The sequence below is a fragment of the Mesorhizobium sp. B2-3-13 genome (genome assembly GCF_006442195.1).
Lineage (GTDB): Bacteria > Pseudomonadota > Alphaproteobacteria > Rhizobiales > Rhizobiaceae > Mesorhizobium > Mesorhizobium salmacidum.
The window spans coordinates 67,795-81,660 of sequence record NZ_VFVQ01000007.1; the positions used below are offsets into that span (position 1 = coordinate 67,795).

The following is a 13,866-nucleotide window of genomic DNA, read 5'->3' on the forward strand; positions in this document are numbered from 1 at the left end:
CAGCCTTACGCCTTGTAGACCACCTGGCGCACGTCGATATAGCTGGTGCGAAAACCGGCCTCGCAATAATGCAGGTAGAATTCCCAGAGCTTCTTGAAACGATCGTCGAAGCCGAGCGGCACGATCTTTTCCCACGATCCCCGGAAACGCTGGCGCCATTCGGAAAGCGTGCGGGCATAGTCCTCGGGGAAAACGCGTTCGCGTAGATGGGCAAGGCCGTGCGTTGCGCCAAGCGACTTCAAGATGGACGGCGTCGGCAGCATGCCGCCCGGGAAGACGTAGCGCTGGATGAAATCCGGCCTGGCGCGGTAGGTGTCGTAGGCGGCTTCGTTGATGGTGATGATCTGCAGCCCCGCGGTGCCGTCGGGCTTCAGGCAAGCCTTCATCTTGGAGAAGAATACCGGCCAGTATTTCTCGCCGACAGCCTCGAACATCTCAATCGAGGCGATGCGATCGTAAGTGCCGGTTTCATCGCGGTAATCTTGCAGCTTGATGTCGACCTTGTCGGCAAGCCCGGCCTTGACGATGCGTGCCTTGGCGAAATCGTGCTGCTCGCGGCTGATGGTCAATCCGGTAACCCGGCAGCCGATTTCGCGCGCCGCGAATTCGGCAAAGCCGCCCCAGCCGCAGCCGATCTCCAGCACATGATCCTTGCCACTTATGCCCGTATCCCTGGCCAGCTCCCGGTATTTGGCGGCTTGGGCGCTCTCGAGATCGTTGGCGCCATTGGCATAAAGCGCCGAGGAATAGGTCATGCTCGGGTCGAGCCATTCCTTGTAGAAGGCGTTGCCGAGATCGTAATGCGCCGAGATATTGCGCTTCGACCCCATGCGGGTGTTCTCGTTGAACCAGTGGCGGATGCGCTGGACCGTGTTGATGAGCCAGCTGGCGCCGCCCGCGACGCGTTCGCCGATCGCCGAGTTGACCACAAACAGTTCGAGGAAGCTGGTGACGTCAGGGCTTTCCCAATCGCCGTCCATATAGGATTCGGCAACGCCGATCGTGCCGCCGGAAAAGGCGCGGCCTGGCAGACGCCAGTTCTTGAGCACGAGTTCGGCGTCGGGACCCGGCGCCTTGCCGCCGACGAGAACGGCGCGGCCGTCCGGCATCCTGACCTTCAGCGATCCGCGCGGCAGGCTCATGGCCGCCGACAGCACCATGCGCGCCTTGGCCGGCAGGCCCTTGACGATCTCGGCGAAATTGAATTCATCGAGCCTGACCGCTTCGCTCGGCACTATGCCGTGATGTTCCCCGTGTCCCATTCCATGCCCCTGGATCTCCGTGGCGTCGGCGCAATTGCCGAGCTACGGTTCCCTTGGATCATCCGCCGGGTTCGAACGCCCTTGCCTCGACCGGTAGCTTGCGGATCCGGCGACAGGCGGGCTCGAACGAAAGCGCGCCCCTTAGCCAGAGCTTCAGCGCTTCCAGTGAATGCCTGCCACAATCTTCCACGTCATGAGGGGGAACTTCAAGAGGCATGCCGAAAGCTGGCGTGCCACGCGGCGCCCGGCATCTGACGCCTTGCGTAAGGTCGCTGCAGCCCAATCAAAAACGTCTATGGCAGCAGCAGCGCTAGTGCGATAGCTTTAGCCATGCGTTATGTAATTGTCATTGCCGCCATCGCGTTCTTCCTGATCTGGGACGGCCTCTACAATCAGGGCCGGTATCTCGACGTCACGGTCAGGGAGGTTTCCCATGCGGTGCGCTACGTCACCGGCAAGACCTAGACATCCCCTTCAAATTGGCAGCTGAGGTCCAGCACCGATCGAGGCGCGTCGCAGGGACGTGTGGCGCCATGACCGGTTGACGCGAAGAGACCGCCGTCACAAAAGACCCCGACATTCAGATCGAGGAGGCGGGATTGATCCGGCATATCGTTTTCTTCAGCGCACGGCGCAAGGAAGATGTGGAAGCAGTTCGCACCGGGCTGCTGGCGCTCGGCGATATTCCTCATTCGAGCCTTTTCGAGGTCACGTTGAACACCAAGGTCGACCCGCTGTCGGATGAAGTTGATGTCGTCGTCTACGCGGAATTCGCCGATGACGCGGCGCTGGCCGCCTACAAGGCGCACCCGCTCTATGCGCAGACCACCAGCAACGTCAAACCAATGCGCGAACTGCGCTATTCCGCTGATGTCGTGGCCGGAAGCTGATCCAGCGCTTGCTCCAGAAGGTGCCGTTCGCGGCGCCCCGTGAAATAACCGGGCAGCATGTGAAGGCCGCCGGGAAGGTTGATGGCTTTCCGCCAGGCCCGCAATTCGTCCAGCGCGACGAGCCGCCGCCGGCGACCAAGGTCTTGAACCGATCTTCCGAATGATGCACATCGCGCTTCCATGACCTCATCAGGCATTCATCCGCTCGATCATCTGGTTTTGCCGACACAGAGCCTCGACGCCGCGCGCGCCCGGCTCGACGCGCTTGGCTTCGTCGTCGCTCCGACCGGCATCCATCCCTTTGGCACGGAAAACTGCTGCGTTTTCCTTGCTGACGGCACCTATCTGGAGCCGCTTGCGATTGGCAGTGAACAGGCTGCGACAGAGGCGGCTGCCGAGGGCAATGTCTTCGTTGCGCGCGACCGCCTTTATCGCGAAAGCCATGGCAACGAGGGATTTTCCGCGGTGGTTCTTGGCACGGACAATGCCGATGGCGACCATGAACGCTATGTCAAAGCTGGCCTGTCGGCGGGAGACACGCTGAGCTTCTCGCGAACCTTCACCGACGCGGCGGGCAAAAGCGATACGGCCTCGTTCAAGCTCGCCTTTGCTGCGGCTCACGGCCAAACGGACGCATTTCTTTTTACCTGCCAGCGCATCAATGCGCCGAAAGTGGACCGCGCAGCATTGCAGGCTCACCCCAACGGCGTCGACGGAATTGTCGAGGTGATTGCAATCAGCGGCGGCGCCCCAGCCGAGCAGCACCGGCTGATTTCAGTGGCGGTCAACGACCCGTCCGCCGATACCCAAGGCGGCGCTTTTCATCTGCCGAACGCGATCTTGACCGTCCTGGACGCAGCCTCTTTCACGGCGCGCTTTGGAATGCCGGCCGGGGCGCCATCAGAGTTGCGCTTCGCCGCCGTGGTTTTTTCGATCCGCGACATTGACACCGCCGCAAGCCTGCTTGCGGCCAATGCCATCGAACACGATATGTCGGGCAATGACATCATCGTGCGGCCGGCACCCGGGCAGGGCGCGGCTTTCATCTTTCGGGAGATCCAATGAGCAACCCCCTGGCGCCCAATTCGTCGGTAACCGTCGGCAATGTCGTCTTCGACAATGCGGGGCCCCTCGCGCTGATCGCCGGCCCGTGCCAGTTTGAATCGCGCCAGCACGCCTTCGATATGGCCGGCGCGCTGAAGGAACTGACCGGCAGGCTCGGCATCGGCCTCGTCTACAAGACGAGCTATGACAAGGCCAACCGCACGTCTCTTTCGGCAACGCGTGGTGCCGGCATGGACGCCGCGCTTCCCGTCTTCGATGAATTGCGCAAGGAATTCTCGCTTCCCGTGCTGACCGATGTCCACACCGAGGAGCAGTGCGCGATTGTTGCTCCGCATGTCGATGTGCTGCAGATACCGGCTTTCCTGTCGCGCCAGACCGATATGCTGGTCGCCGCCGCAAGGACGGGCAAGGTCATCAATGTCAAGAAGGGGCAATTCCTCGCGCCTTGGGACATGAAGAACGTGGTCGCCAAGATCACCGGTTCCGGCAATGCCAATGTGCTGACCACCGAGCGTGGCGCTTCTTTCGGCTACAACACACTGGTGTCGGATATGCGCGCTCTGCCTGTCATGGCCGAGATCGGCGCCCCGGTGATCTTCGACGCCACCCATTCGGTGCAGCAGCCGGGCGGGCAGGGCGGGTCGTCTGGCGGGGAGCGCCGCTTTGTCGAGACGCTGGCCCGCGCGGCCGTTGCCGTCGGCGTTGCCGGCGTCTTTATCGAGACCCATCAGGACCCCGACAATTCGACCTCTTCCGATGGTCCCAACATGGTGCCGCTGAAAGACATGCCGGCACTGCTGGAAAGGCTGATGGCCTTCGACAGGATCGCAAAGGGCTGAAAAGCCACCGCCTTGTAGCGAACAAGCCCCGGTTATACGCTTTGTCCTGGAAATGAGCGTTTTGGCAGGAGGAAGCCAATGTCTGTCGCCCGCGTCACCGAAATCACCTCGTCGTCCAGCAAGAGCTTTCAGGACGCCATCGAGCAGGGAATTGCGCGCGCCTCGAAGACCCTGAAGAACGTCGAGGGCGCCTGGATCCAGGACCAGAAGATCGTTGTCGAGGACGGCAAGATCACGGCCTATCGCGTCAACATGAAGGTGACTTTCATCCTCGCTGAGTGATCAGGCAGCCACCAAAAAGTCGGGAACTTTCGCCCGCGCCCCTCATTGTCAGGCAGAGATCAACGACAACGAGGAGTACGATAATGACTACCCAGACAGGCCACACCGAAGCCATTGCCGCTTCGCGAGTCATCGGCACTACCGTCTACAACACCCAAGGCGACAGCATCGGCAGCATCGAGGATGTCATGCTCGACAAGACGTCGAATGGCATCATGTTCGCGGTGATCGGTTTCGGTGGCTTTCTCGGCATTAGCGAGAAGTACCACGCCATTCCTTGGGCAAGCCTCGACTATGATGAGGCAAGAGGCGGCTATGTCGTACCCTTCACCAAGGAACAGCTGAAGGCAGCGCCTGCCCATTCGATCAACGAACTGGCCGGCGCGGATGGCGAGAGCGCGCGCGACGAGTCCTATCAGTATTACAAAGTCAGGCCCTATTGGCATTGACGCACAATCGAAAAAGGGGGTCGTTTCGACGGCCCCCTTTTCGATTCAAGGCAACGCTACTCGCTGATGTGCGAAGCCGCCAAAGGCGCAAAGGCTTTTGGCGGTGACTGCTGATTGTCGCATGACGTCAGGAACGCCGCGGCGATCAGGAACAGACTGACGATACCGCTCAACTCAGACATGGCGAAACTCCTCCTGTTTCGCCCCGCGCGACAACATTCATAACCTGGAATGCGCGTGTGGTGGCATGACTTATGATGACAGAAACTTGCGCTTCGTGAATCGAGCGAACGGCAATATTCGGCCAGGGCCCGATTGCCTTTTGCGTCGCTTTGGCTAAGACGGGCGCGACCCCTTTCTCCAGATCAATCGAGGACATCGTAATGACCGCCATCATCGATATTGTCGGGCGTGAAATCCTGGACAGCCGTGGAAACCCGACCGTCGAGGTCGATGTCGTTCTCGAAGACGGTTCGATGGGCCGCGCCGCTGTGCCGTCGGGCGCCTCGACCGGCGCCCACGAAGCCGTCGAACTTCGCGACGGCGGCGCCCGCTATCTCGGCAAGGGTGTGCTGAAGGCCGTCGAGGCGGTCAATGGCGAACTGTTCGAGGCGATCGGCGGCATGGAAGCCGAAAACCAGATCCATATCGATCAGACGATGATCGAGCTTGACGGCACGCCCAACAAGAGCCGGCTCGGCGCCAACGCCATTCTGGGCGTTTCGCTGGCGGTCGCGAAAGCCGCGGCCGATGCCGCCGGCCTGCCGCTCTATCGCTATGTCGGCGGCACCAAGGCGCATGTCCTGCCGGTGCCGATGATGAACATCATCAATGGCGGCGCGCATGCCGACAATCCGATCGACTTCCAGGAATTCATGATCCTGCCGGTCGGCGCGCCGACGCTGCGCGAAGGCGTGCGCTGGGGTTCGGAAATCTTCCACACACTGCGCAAGAAGCTGAAAGATGCCGGCCACAACACCAATGTCGGTGACGAGGGCGGCTTCGCGCCGAACCTGAAGAGCGCGCCGGTGGCGCTCGACTTCATCATGGAATCGATCGAGAAGGCCGGATTCAAGCCGGGCGAAGAGATCGCGCTCGGCCTCGATTGCGCCGCGACCGAGTTCTTCAAGGACGGCAACTATGTCTATGAGGGCGAGAAGAAGACGCGCGACCCCAAGGCGCAGGCCAAGTACCTCGCCAAGCTCGCCGCCGATTATCCGATCATCTCGATCGAGGACGGCCTCGCCGAGGATGACTGGGAAGGCTGGAAATACCTGACCGACCTGACCGGCAAGAAGACGCAGCTTGTCGGCGACGATCTCTTCGTCACCAACACGGCGCGCCTGCGCGATGGCATCCGCATGGGTGTCGCCAATTCGATACTGGTCAAGGTCAACCAGATTGGCTCGCTGACCGAGACACTCGACGCGGTCGAGACCGCGCACAAGGCAGCCTACACGGCCGTCATGTCGCACCGTTCGGGCGAGACCGAGGATTCGACCATCGCCGATCTTGCCGTCGCCACCAATTGCGGACAGATCAAGACCGGCTCGCTGTCGCGCTCCGACCGCATGGCCAAATACAACCAGTTGATCCGCATCGAGGAAGAACTCGGCAAGCAGGCGCGTTACGCCGGCAAGTCGGTGATCAAGAGCTGATCCGGCCGCACATTGTCGATATGGAGAGGGCGGGACATCCCGCCCTTTTTCATTTCAGGCCCGACTGGGCGGCCTCCCGTAACCGTCCGTTAAGCACAATCAGGCGAAAAAGGCTTCGAGCCGTCTGAGTTCGCGGCCATGGGGAATCGGTCATGTGGACGCGTCAGCACAAGCAGAGAAACACCGGCCGGCTGATCATTCCCTCGCTCTGCATGGCGTTCCTGGCCTATTTCGGCTTTCATGCCTATCATGGCGAATTCGGCATCAATTCCAAATACAAGCTGGAGGCCGAGACGGTCGCGCTGCAGGGTCAGCTCGTTGCGATCAAGGCGCGCAGGACGGAGCTCGAACGGCGCGTCAAGCTCATGCATGATGGCACGCTGGAGAAGGACATGCTCGACGAGCAGGCGCGCAAAGCGCTCAATTTATCCCAACCTGATGAGATCACCATCATGCTGCCGGTTTCGGCGAAGTAACCAATTTTCGGTTAATCGGCAATATTTCAATGATTTTAACCGCTTAGGCGCATGTCAGCTATGCAATTTCGACATGGCGGAACGCCTTTCTACGTGTTAGCCTCCCATAAATCGAAGGGGAGGGCGATCTCCCCGGAGCAGGTTGACCTTGCTCCAGTGTCCGCAAAGAGACGCCAACAGGGAGTGATGCATGGCCAACGCAGCCAGAAAAGCGCCTGCCAAATCGAAATCCGACGGCAAATCCGGTCTGTCGGCACCCAAGCCTGCTGACTTCACCAAGGACGAAGAGCTTGCCGCCTACCGGCACATGCTGCTCATTCGCCGCTTCGAGGAAAAGGCCGGCCAGCTCTACGGCATGGGCTTCATTGGCGGCTTCTGCCATCTCTATATCGGCCAGGAAGCCGTGGTCACCGGCATGAAGATGGCGCTGATCGACGGCGACCAGATGATCACAGCCTATCGCGACCACGGCCACATGCTGGCGATGGAGCTGTCGCCGCGGGGCGTGATGGCCGAGCTGACCGGACGCCGCGGCGGCCTTTCAAGGGGCAAGGGTGGCTCCATGCACATGTTCTCCAAGGAAAAGCATTTCTATGGCGGTCACGGCATTGTCGGCGCGCAGGTGTCGCTCGGCACCGGCCTGGCCTTCGCCAACCGCTATCGCGACAACAACAATGTCTCGCTGACCTATTTCGGCGACGGCGCCGCCAACCAAGGCCAGGTCTATGAGAGCTTCAACATGGCCTCGCTGTGGAAGCTGCCGGTGATCTACATCATCGAGAACAACCGCTACGCCATGGGCACATCGGTTTCGCGCTCGTCGGCGGAAACCAATTTTTCGCATCGCGGCGCCTCGTTCAAGATTCCGGGCATCCAGGTCGACGGCATGGACGTGCGTGCGGTGAAGGCGGCCGGCGATTTGGCTACCGAGTGGTGCCGTGCCGGCAACGGACCCATCATTCTCGAAATGCAGACCTACCGCTATCGCGGCCACTCGATGTCCGACCCGGCGAAATACCGCTCCAAGGAAGAAGTCCAGAAGATGCGCTCCGATCATGATCCGATCGAGCAGGTCAAGGCGCGGCTCATCGAGAAAAAGTGGGCAACCGAGGACGAACTCAAGACCGTCGACAAGGAGGTTCGCGACATCGTCGCCGACGCCGCCGAATTTGCCCAGCACGACGCCGAGCCGGATCCGTCCGAGCTCTGGACCGATATCGTATTGTAAGGGAGGGCCAGGACATGCCGATCGAAATTCTCATGCCCGCGCTCTCGCCGACCATGGAAGAGGGCAATCTTTCCAAATGGTTGAAGAATGAGGGCGACAAGGTCGTCGCCGGTGACGTGCTCGCCGAAATCGAAACCGACAAGGCGACGATGGAAGTCGAAGCCGTCGATGAAGGCACGTTGGGCAAGATCCTGATCGCCGCCGGCACCGAAGGCGTCAAGGTCAACACGCCGATCGCCGTTCTGCTGCAGGACGGCGAGAGCGCGGCCGATGTCGGCAAGTCCGCGGCTCCCGCCAAGGCGGAAGCACCGGCAATGGCGGAAGCGCCGGCCGAGGACAAGGCGGAGGTGGCAAAGCCAGCCGCCGCACCCGTCGCGGCCGCACCGAAAACGGAAATCGCCGCCGATCCCGATATTCCTGCCGGCACCGAGATGGTCTCGACCACGGTGCGCGAGGCGTTGCGCGATGCCATGGCGGAGGAAATGCGCCGCGACGGTGATGTCTTCGTGATGGGCGAGGAAGTCGCCGAATACCAGGGCGCCTACAAGATCACGCAAGGCCTGCTGCAGGAATTCGGGCCGCGTCGCGTCGTCGACACGCCGATTACCGAACATGGTTTTGCCGGCGTTGGCGTCGGTGCGGCGATGGCTGGGCTGAAGCCGATCGTCGAGTTCATGACCTTCAACTTCGCCATGCAGGCGATCGACCAGATTATCAATTCGGCTGCCAAGACGCTCTATATGTCGGGCGGCCAGATGGGCGCGCCGATCGTGTTCCGGGGGCCGAACGGCGCGGCGGCCCGTGTCGCCGCGCAGCACTCGCAGTGCTATGCCGCCTGGTACAGCCACATTCCGGGCTTGAAGGTCGTGATGCCATATACGGCGGCCGACGCCAAGGGCTTGCTCAAGGCGGCGATCCGCGATCCGAACCCGATTATCTTCCTCGAGAATGAGATCCTCTACGGCCAATCCTTCGACGTGCCGAAGCTGGATGATTTCGTGCTGCCGATCGGCAAGGCGCGCATCCACAAGGCAGGCAAGGACGTCACCATCGTCTCCTTCGGCATCGGCATGACCTATGCCGTCAAGGCTGAAGCCGAGCTGCGCGGCATCGGCATCGATGCCGAGATCATCGACCTCAGGACCATCCGTCCACTCGATCTCGACACCGTCATCGCCTCGGTCAAGAAAACCAACCGGCTGGTCGTGGTCGAAGAAGGCTACCCGCAGAATTCGGTCGGCGACCATATCGCCAACCAGGTCTCGCAACGCGCCTTCGATTTCCTCGACGCGCCGGTCATCACCATTGCCGGCAAGGACGTGCCGATGCCCTATGCGGCCAACCTCGAAAAGCTGGCATTGCCGAATGTCGGCGAGGTCATCGAGGCGGTTAAGGCGGTCACATATCGCTAGGGAGCAATGCGGATGCTGTCTTTCTGGACGTTGGCAGCCATCATTGTTCCCACTGTCGTGGTCGCATTTTTCGTGCGATCGATGACCGGGAAGTTCGATGCGGTTTTGTTGATGCTCAGCGGTGCCGCGTCGCTGGTTCTTGCTATTGTGGCAACTGCTTCCGCAAAGGTCGACCAGACCGGCAGCATGATGGTCCTCGAGATGGGCAAGGGCAGCTACCATTTCGGTGTCTTGCCACCCGTGTTCATTGTCGCCACGCTGACCGTCATGCGTGGCCTTTTCAAATTCATCCAGGAGTGAGCGATGCCTATCAACATCACCATGCCGGCCCTGTCGCCCACGATGGAAGAAGGCAATCTGTCAAAATGGCTGGTCAAGGAAGGCGACAAGGTTTCGCCGGGCGATGTCATCGCCGAGATCGAGACCGACAAGGCGACGATGGAGGTCGAGGCTGTCGATGAGGGTACGGTTGCCAAGCTCGTCGTGCCGGCCGGAACCGAAGGCGTCAAGGTCAACGCGCTGATCGCCGTGCTTGCCGCCGAAGGCGAGGATGCGGGGGCTGCCGCCAAAAGCGGTGGCGATGCCGCACCGGCGAAGGAAGCCGCCAAGGCTGAAGCGCCGCAGCCCGAGGCATCAAAGGCCGAGACACCAAAGACCGAGGCGTCGAAGCTCGAGCCTGCCTCGGCAGCTCCAGCCACTGCCGATGGTCAGGCGGCTGGCGACCGCACCTTTGCATCGCCGCTCGCACGCCGCATCGCCAAGGAGGCGGGCCTCACCCTTTCAGCCATATCCGGCACCGGCCCGCATGGCCGGGTGGTGAAAGCAGACGTGGATGCCGCGATCGCCGGCGGTGGTGCCGAGGCAGCGCCCGCCGCCAAGGCTCCGGCTGGCGCACCAGCCGCCGCGCCGGCGGTGAAGCCAATGTCGGACGACCAGGTGCTGAAGCTGTTCGAGGAAGGCTCCTACGAACTCATTGCGCATGACAACATGCGCAAGACCATCGCGCGGCGCCTGGTCGAAGCCAAAACCACCATCCCGCATTTCTACCTGACGCTCGACTGCGAACTCGATGCGCTGCTGGCCCTGCGCACGCAACTCAATGCCGCCGCGCCGGTGAAGAAGACCGACAAGGGTGAGGCGCCTGCCTACAAGCTGTCGGTCAACGACATGGTGATCAAGGCGATGGCCATGGCGCTGAAGGCGGTGCCGGATGCCAATGCCTCGTGGACCGAGAGCGCCATGGTCAAGCACAAGCATGCCGATGTCGGCGTTGCCGTGTCGATCCCCGGTGGCCTGATCACGCCGATCATCCGGCATGCGGACGAAAAGACGCTGTCCGTCATCTCCAACGAGATGAAGGATCTGGCCAGCCGCGCCCGCAGCCGCAAGCTGAAGCCCGAGGAGTATCAGGGTGGTACGACGGCGGTCTCCAATCTCGGCATGTTCGGCATCAAGGATTTTGCCGCGGTGATCAACCCGCCGCATGCGACGATCCTGGCGGTCGGCGCCGGCGAGGAGCGGGCGGTGGTCAAGAACGGCGAGATCAAAATAGCCACGGTGATGTCGGTGACGCTGTCGACCGATCATCGCGCCGTCGACGGAGCCCTGGGGGCCGAACTGCTGGTCGCCTTCAAGAAGCTGATCGAAAATCCGATGGGCATGCTGGTCTAGGAAGGAAAAGGCTGTGCGAATATTCTTCACCAGCCTTTTTGCCTTTCTCATTTCCGGGTTGGCCGGCGGGCTGATCGCGCAATGGTTGGCCGTCGCCACCGGTGCCGAGGAAGAATACATCATCGTCTTCATGTTCTCGGTGCTGGTGACTTTTGTCGTCACCTTCGTCTTCTTCGTCGCGCAATTGACGAACGATCCGGTCGCGGCCGTGGCGACGGCGGGAAAGTGGACGCTGATTGTATTTGTGGCGCTGCTCCTCCTCTTGGTCGCGCTGATCCTCTACAGCGACAGCAGCGCCGCGGTGGTCAGGAAAGACATGCCGGTGGTTGCCGGTCTCGGTCTGCCGGGCCTGGTGACGATCATCATCCATTGGTTGTTCGTGCGCTGGCGCGTGAAGCGCGGTGTGGCCGACATAGACGGGTTGAACGGATGAAGACGGTTCTTTGTTACGGCGACTCGCTGACATGGGGTTACAATGCCGAAGGCGGGCGTCATGCGCTCGAGGATCGCTGGCCAAGCGTGCTGCAAGCTGGCCTCGGCGAAGGCGTTCAGGTTATCGCCGACGGCCTCAACGGCCGCACCACCGCCTTCGACGATCATCTGGCCGGAGCCGACCGCAACGGTGCGCGGCTGCTGCCGACGGTGCTGACGACGCATGCGCCGATCGACCTGATTGTCATCATGCTCGGCGCCAACGACATGAAGCCATGGATCCATGGCAACCCGGTTGCGGCCAAGCAAGGCATCCAGCGGCTGATCGACATCGTGCGTGGCCACGACTATCCGTTCGACTGGCCGGCGCCGCAGATACTGATCGTTTCGCCACCTGTTGTAAGCCGCACCGAGAATGCCGATTTCAAGGAGATGTTTGCCGGCGGCGATGACGCCTCGGCGCAGCTCGCAGGGCAGTATTCGACGCTTGCCGACGAAGCCGGCTGCGGCTTCTTCGATGCAGCCACCGTGGCGCAAACCACACCTCTCGACGGTGTCCACCTCGACGCCGAAAACACGCGAAACATCGGCGAGGCGCTGACTTCGGTCGTGCGCGTCATGCTGGAATTGTGATTGAAGGAGAAAAACCGTGGCTGAGAACTACGACGTCATCATCATCGGCTCCGGTCCCGGCGGCTATGTCACGGCGGTGCGTTCCGCCCAGCTCGGCTTCAGGACGGCGATCGTCGAGCGCGAGCATCTCGGCGGCATCTGCCTGAACTGGGGTTGCATCCCGACCAAGGCGCTGCTGCGTTCGGCCGAGATCATGCACTATTCGGATCACCTGAAGGACTATGGCCTAAAGCTGGACGGCAAGGTCAGCGCCGACACGGCGGCAGTGGTCGATCGGTCGCGGAAAGTGTCACTGCGGCTCAATGGCGGCGTTGCCTTCCTGATGAAGAAGAACAAGGTCGACGTTATCTGGGGTGAGGCCAAGCTATCGAGGCCTCCTTCCGGTGATAAATTGGGTGAGATCGTTGTTTCCAAGACGGCCAAGAAGCCGATGGAACCGCAGCCGCCGGTGCCGAAAGGCGTCAAGGGCGAGGGCACCTACGCCGCCAAGCACATCATCCTGGCGACTGGCGCCCGGCCGCGCGCACTGCCCGGCATCGAGCCGGATGGCAAGCTGATCTGGACCTATTTCGAAGCCATGATGCCCAAGGAGATGCCGAAGTCGCTGCTGGTGATGGGTTCGGGCGCCATCGGCATCGAATTCGCCTCCTTCTACCGCACCATGGGCGCGGATGTGACAGTCGTCGAGCTGCTGCCGGCCGTGATGCCTGTCGAGGACGCCGAAGTCTCGAAGTTCGCGCAAAAGCAGTTCGAGAAGCAAGGCATGAAGATTATCCTCGAAGCCAAGGTGACCAAGGTCGAGAAGGGGGCTAACTCGGTCACCGCGCATGTCGAGATGAAGGACGGCAAGGTCGAGAAGATATCAGCCGACCGCATGATCTCCGCCGTCGGCGTCCAGGGCAATATCGAGGGCCTCGGCCTTGAAGCACTCGGCGTGAAAACCGATCGCGGTTGCGTCGTCATCGACGGTTACGGCAAGACTAATGTGCCTGGCATTTACGCCATCGGCGATGTCGCCGGCCCGCCGATGCTTGCCCACAAGGCCGAGCACGAGGGCGTCGTGTGCGTCGAGAAGATCGCGAATTTCCCCGGTGTTCACGCCATAGACAAGCTCAAGATCCCCGGTTGCACCTACTGCAATCCGCAGGTCGCCTCGGTTGGCCTGACGGAAGCCAAGGCCAAGGCCGAAGGCAAGGACATCCGCGTCGGCCGCTTCCAGTTCGCCGCCAACGGCAAGGCGATCGCGCTTGGCGAGGACCAAGGCTTCATCAAGACCATCTTCAACAAGAAGACCGGTCAGCTGCTCGGAGCGCATATGGTCGGCGCCGAAGTCACCGAATTGATCCAGGGCTTTGTCGTGGCGATGAACCTCGAAACGACCGAGGAAGAGCTGATGCACACGATCTTCCCTCATCCGACGCTGTCGGAGATGATGAAGGAAAGCGTGCTCGACGCCTATGGCCGCGCCTTGAACGCATGATAGATTCGCCGCAGGAGACTCAGCTTCGAAAGTCGCGAGATTGCGACGGCGAGGCAGTTCGTTTCCGGATGCATTTTTACTCGCGCAAG

At 61.3% G+C, this 13,866-nt stretch carries 17 protein-coding genes; 15 read left to right on the plus strand and 2 right to left on the minus strand.

What is annotated here, in order from left to right:
- Nucleotides 1-5 precede the first annotated feature (5 nt).
- Entirely contained in the window at nt 6-1,262 is a 1,257-nt protein-coding gene (locus FJ941_RS10445; protein ID WP_140505249.1) for a cyclopropane-fatty-acyl-phospholipid synthase family protein, read from the minus strand.
- 330 nt (nt 1,263-1,592) lie between these two features.
- On the opposite strand from FJ941_RS10445, the gene FJ941_RS29660 reads away from it, so the two are divergent.
- The 6 genes from FJ941_RS29660 to FJ941_RS10470 all read left to right on the plus strand — a co-directional run bounded on the left by FJ941_RS29660 (nt 1,593) and on the right by FJ941_RS10470 (nt 4,787).
- On the plus strand, nt 1,593-1,727 hold the full coding sequence (locus FJ941_RS29660; protein ID WP_263489212.1) for a hypothetical protein: 135 nt from the start codon (nt 1,593-1,595) through the stop codon (nt 1,725-1,727).
- A gap of 134 nt (nt 1,728-1,861) precedes the next feature.
- A complete protein-coding gene (locus FJ941_RS10450; RefSeq protein WP_027145608.1) occupies nt 1,862-2,152 on the plus strand; it encodes a Dabb family protein in 291 nt (96 codons plus the stop codon).
- A gap of 180 nt (nt 2,153-2,332) precedes the next feature.
- Nucleotides 2,333-3,217: a VOC family protein gene (locus tag FJ941_RS10455; protein WP_140505251.1), complete on the plus strand. Its 885-nt coding sequence runs from the start codon at nt 2,333-2,335 to the stop codon at nt 3,215-3,217.
- Nucleotides 3,214-4,056 (plus strand): 3-deoxy-8-phosphooctulonate synthase, encoded by an 843-nt coding sequence (kdsA, locus tag FJ941_RS10460; RefSeq protein WP_027145610.1) that lies wholly within the window; start codon nt 3,214-3,216, stop codon nt 4,054-4,056. Before FJ941_RS10455 ends, kdsA begins: the two co-directional genes overlap by 4 nt.
- A 78-nt stretch (nt 4,057-4,134) precedes the next feature.
- Complete coding sequence (locus FJ941_RS10465) at nt 4,135-4,338, plus strand: dodecin family protein (protein WP_027145611.1); 204 nt, start codon at nt 4,135-4,137, stop codon at nt 4,336-4,338.
- Nucleotides 4,339-4,421: 83 nt separating this feature from the next.
- Complete coding sequence (locus tag FJ941_RS10470) at nt 4,422-4,787, plus strand: PRC-barrel domain-containing protein (RefSeq protein WP_027145612.1); 366 nt, start codon at nt 4,422-4,424, stop codon at nt 4,785-4,787.
- 56 nt (nt 4,788-4,843) lie between these two features.
- Here the strand turns inward: FJ941_RS10470 and FJ941_RS29665 are convergent, their stop codons facing one another.
- Nucleotides 4,844-4,969, minus strand: a complete 126-nt coding sequence (locus FJ941_RS29665; RefSeq protein WP_084636826.1) for a hypothetical protein — start codon at nt 4,967-4,969, stop codon at nt 4,844-4,846.
- 201 nt (nt 4,970-5,170) lie between these two features.
- Between FJ941_RS29665 and eno the strand changes: the two genes are divergently transcribed.
- The 9 genes from eno (at nt 5,171) to lpdA (ending at nt 13,777) form a co-directional block, all read left to right on the plus strand.
- Nucleotides 5,171-6,445 (plus strand): phosphopyruvate hydratase, encoded by a 1,275-nt coding sequence (gene eno, locus FJ941_RS10480; RefSeq protein WP_140505252.1) that lies wholly within the window; start codon nt 5,171-5,173, stop codon nt 6,443-6,445.
- 152 nt (nt 6,446-6,597) lie between these two features.
- The gene (locus FJ941_RS10485; RefSeq protein WP_140505254.1) at nt 6,598-6,921 is read left to right on the plus strand and encodes a septum formation initiator family protein; all 324 of its coding nucleotides are present in this window, start codon (nt 6,598-6,600) and stop codon (nt 6,919-6,921) included.
- 190 nt (nt 6,922-7,111) lie between these two features.
- On the plus strand, nt 7,112-8,149 hold the full coding sequence (pdhA, locus tag FJ941_RS10490) for a pyruvate dehydrogenase (acetyl-transferring) E1 component subunit alpha (RefSeq protein WP_027146759.1): 1,038 nt from the start codon (nt 7,112-7,114) through the stop codon (nt 8,147-8,149).
- A 14-nt stretch (nt 8,150-8,163) separates the two neighbouring features.
- Nucleotides 8,164-9,561, plus strand: coding sequence for a pyruvate dehydrogenase complex E1 component subunit beta (locus tag FJ941_RS10495; protein WP_140505256.1), 1,398 nt, complete (start codon nt 8,164-8,166; stop codon nt 9,559-9,561).
- A gap of 12 nt (nt 9,562-9,573) precedes the next feature.
- Nucleotides 9,574-9,861 carry a hypothetical protein gene (locus FJ941_RS10500; RefSeq protein WP_140505258.1) on the plus strand — a complete coding sequence of 96 codons (288 nt, stop codon included), beginning with the start codon at nt 9,574-9,576 and terminating at the stop codon, nt 9,859-9,861.
- A gap of 3 nt (nt 9,862-9,864) precedes the next feature.
- Nucleotides 9,865-11,232, plus strand: a complete 1,368-nt coding sequence (locus FJ941_RS10505; protein WP_140505260.1) for a pyruvate dehydrogenase complex dihydrolipoamide acetyltransferase — start codon at nt 9,865-9,867, stop codon at nt 11,230-11,232.
- 13 nt (nt 11,233-11,245) lie between these two features.
- Nucleotides 11,246-11,665, plus strand: a complete 420-nt coding sequence (locus FJ941_RS10510; RefSeq protein ID WP_140505261.1) for a hypothetical protein — start codon at nt 11,246-11,248, stop codon at nt 11,663-11,665.
- A complete protein-coding gene (locus FJ941_RS10515; RefSeq protein ID WP_140505263.1) occupies nt 11,662-12,297 on the plus strand; it encodes an SGNH/GDSL hydrolase family protein in 636 nt (211 codons plus the stop codon). The genes FJ941_RS10510 and FJ941_RS10515 overlap by 4 nt, the downstream gene beginning before the upstream one ends.
- Nucleotides 12,298-12,313: 16 nt before the next feature.
- Nucleotides 12,314-13,777 (plus strand): dihydrolipoyl dehydrogenase, encoded by a 1,464-nt coding sequence (gene lpdA / locus FJ941_RS10520; RefSeq protein WP_140505264.1) that lies wholly within the window; start codon nt 12,314-12,316, stop codon nt 13,775-13,777.
- Nucleotides 13,778-13,866: the final 89 nt, after the last annotated feature.

Bases quoted from the DNA above. Each gene is read 5' to 3' on its own strand.
- FJ941_RS10465 (WP_027145611.1), top strand. From the start codon at position 4,135: ATGTCTGTCGCCCGCGTCACCGAAATCACCTCGTCGTCCAGCAAGAGC.
- FJ941_RS10495 (WP_140505256.1), top strand. From the start codon at position 8,164: ATGCCGATCGAAATTCTCATGCCCGCGCTCTCGCCGACCATGGAAGAG.
- FJ941_RS10455 (WP_140505251.1), top strand. From the start codon at position 2,333: ATGACCTCATCAGGCATTCATCCGCTCGATCATCTGGTTTTGCCGACA.
- FJ941_RS10505 (WP_140505260.1), top strand. From the start codon at position 9,865: ATGCCTATCAACATCACCATGCCGGCCCTGTCGCCCACGATGGAAGAA.
- FJ941_RS10445 (WP_140505249.1), bottom strand. From the start codon at position 1,262: ATGGGACACGGGGAACATCACGGCATAGTGCCGAGCGAAGCGGTCAGG.
- kdsA (WP_027145610.1), top strand. From the start codon at position 3,214: ATGAGCAACCCCCTGGCGCCCAATTCGTCGGTAACCGTCGGCAATGTC.
- FJ941_RS10515 (WP_140505263.1), top strand. From the start codon at position 11,662: ATGAAGACGGTTCTTTGTTACGGCGACTCGCTGACATGGGGTTACAAT.
- FJ941_RS29665 (WP_084636826.1), bottom strand. From the start codon at position 4,969: ATGTCTGAGTTGAGCGGTATCGTCAGTCTGTTCCTGATCGCCGCGGCG.
- FJ941_RS10500 (WP_140505258.1), top strand. From the start codon at position 9,574: ATGCTGTCTTTCTGGACGTTGGCAGCCATCATTGTTCCCACTGTCGTG.
- FJ941_RS10470 (WP_027145612.1), top strand. From the start codon at position 4,422: ATGACTACCCAGACAGGCCACACCGAAGCCATTGCCGCTTCGCGAGTC.
- FJ941_RS29660 (WP_263489212.1), top strand. From the start codon at position 1,593: ATGCGTTATGTAATTGTCATTGCCGCCATCGCGTTCTTCCTGATCTGG.
- eno (WP_140505252.1), top strand. From the start codon at position 5,171: ATGACCGCCATCATCGATATTGTCGGGCGTGAAATCCTGGACAGCCGT.
- pdhA (WP_027146759.1), top strand. From the start codon at position 7,112: ATGGCCAACGCAGCCAGAAAAGCGCCTGCCAAATCGAAATCCGACGGC.
- FJ941_RS10485 (WP_140505254.1), top strand. From the start codon at position 6,598: ATGTGGACGCGTCAGCACAAGCAGAGAAACACCGGCCGGCTGATCATT.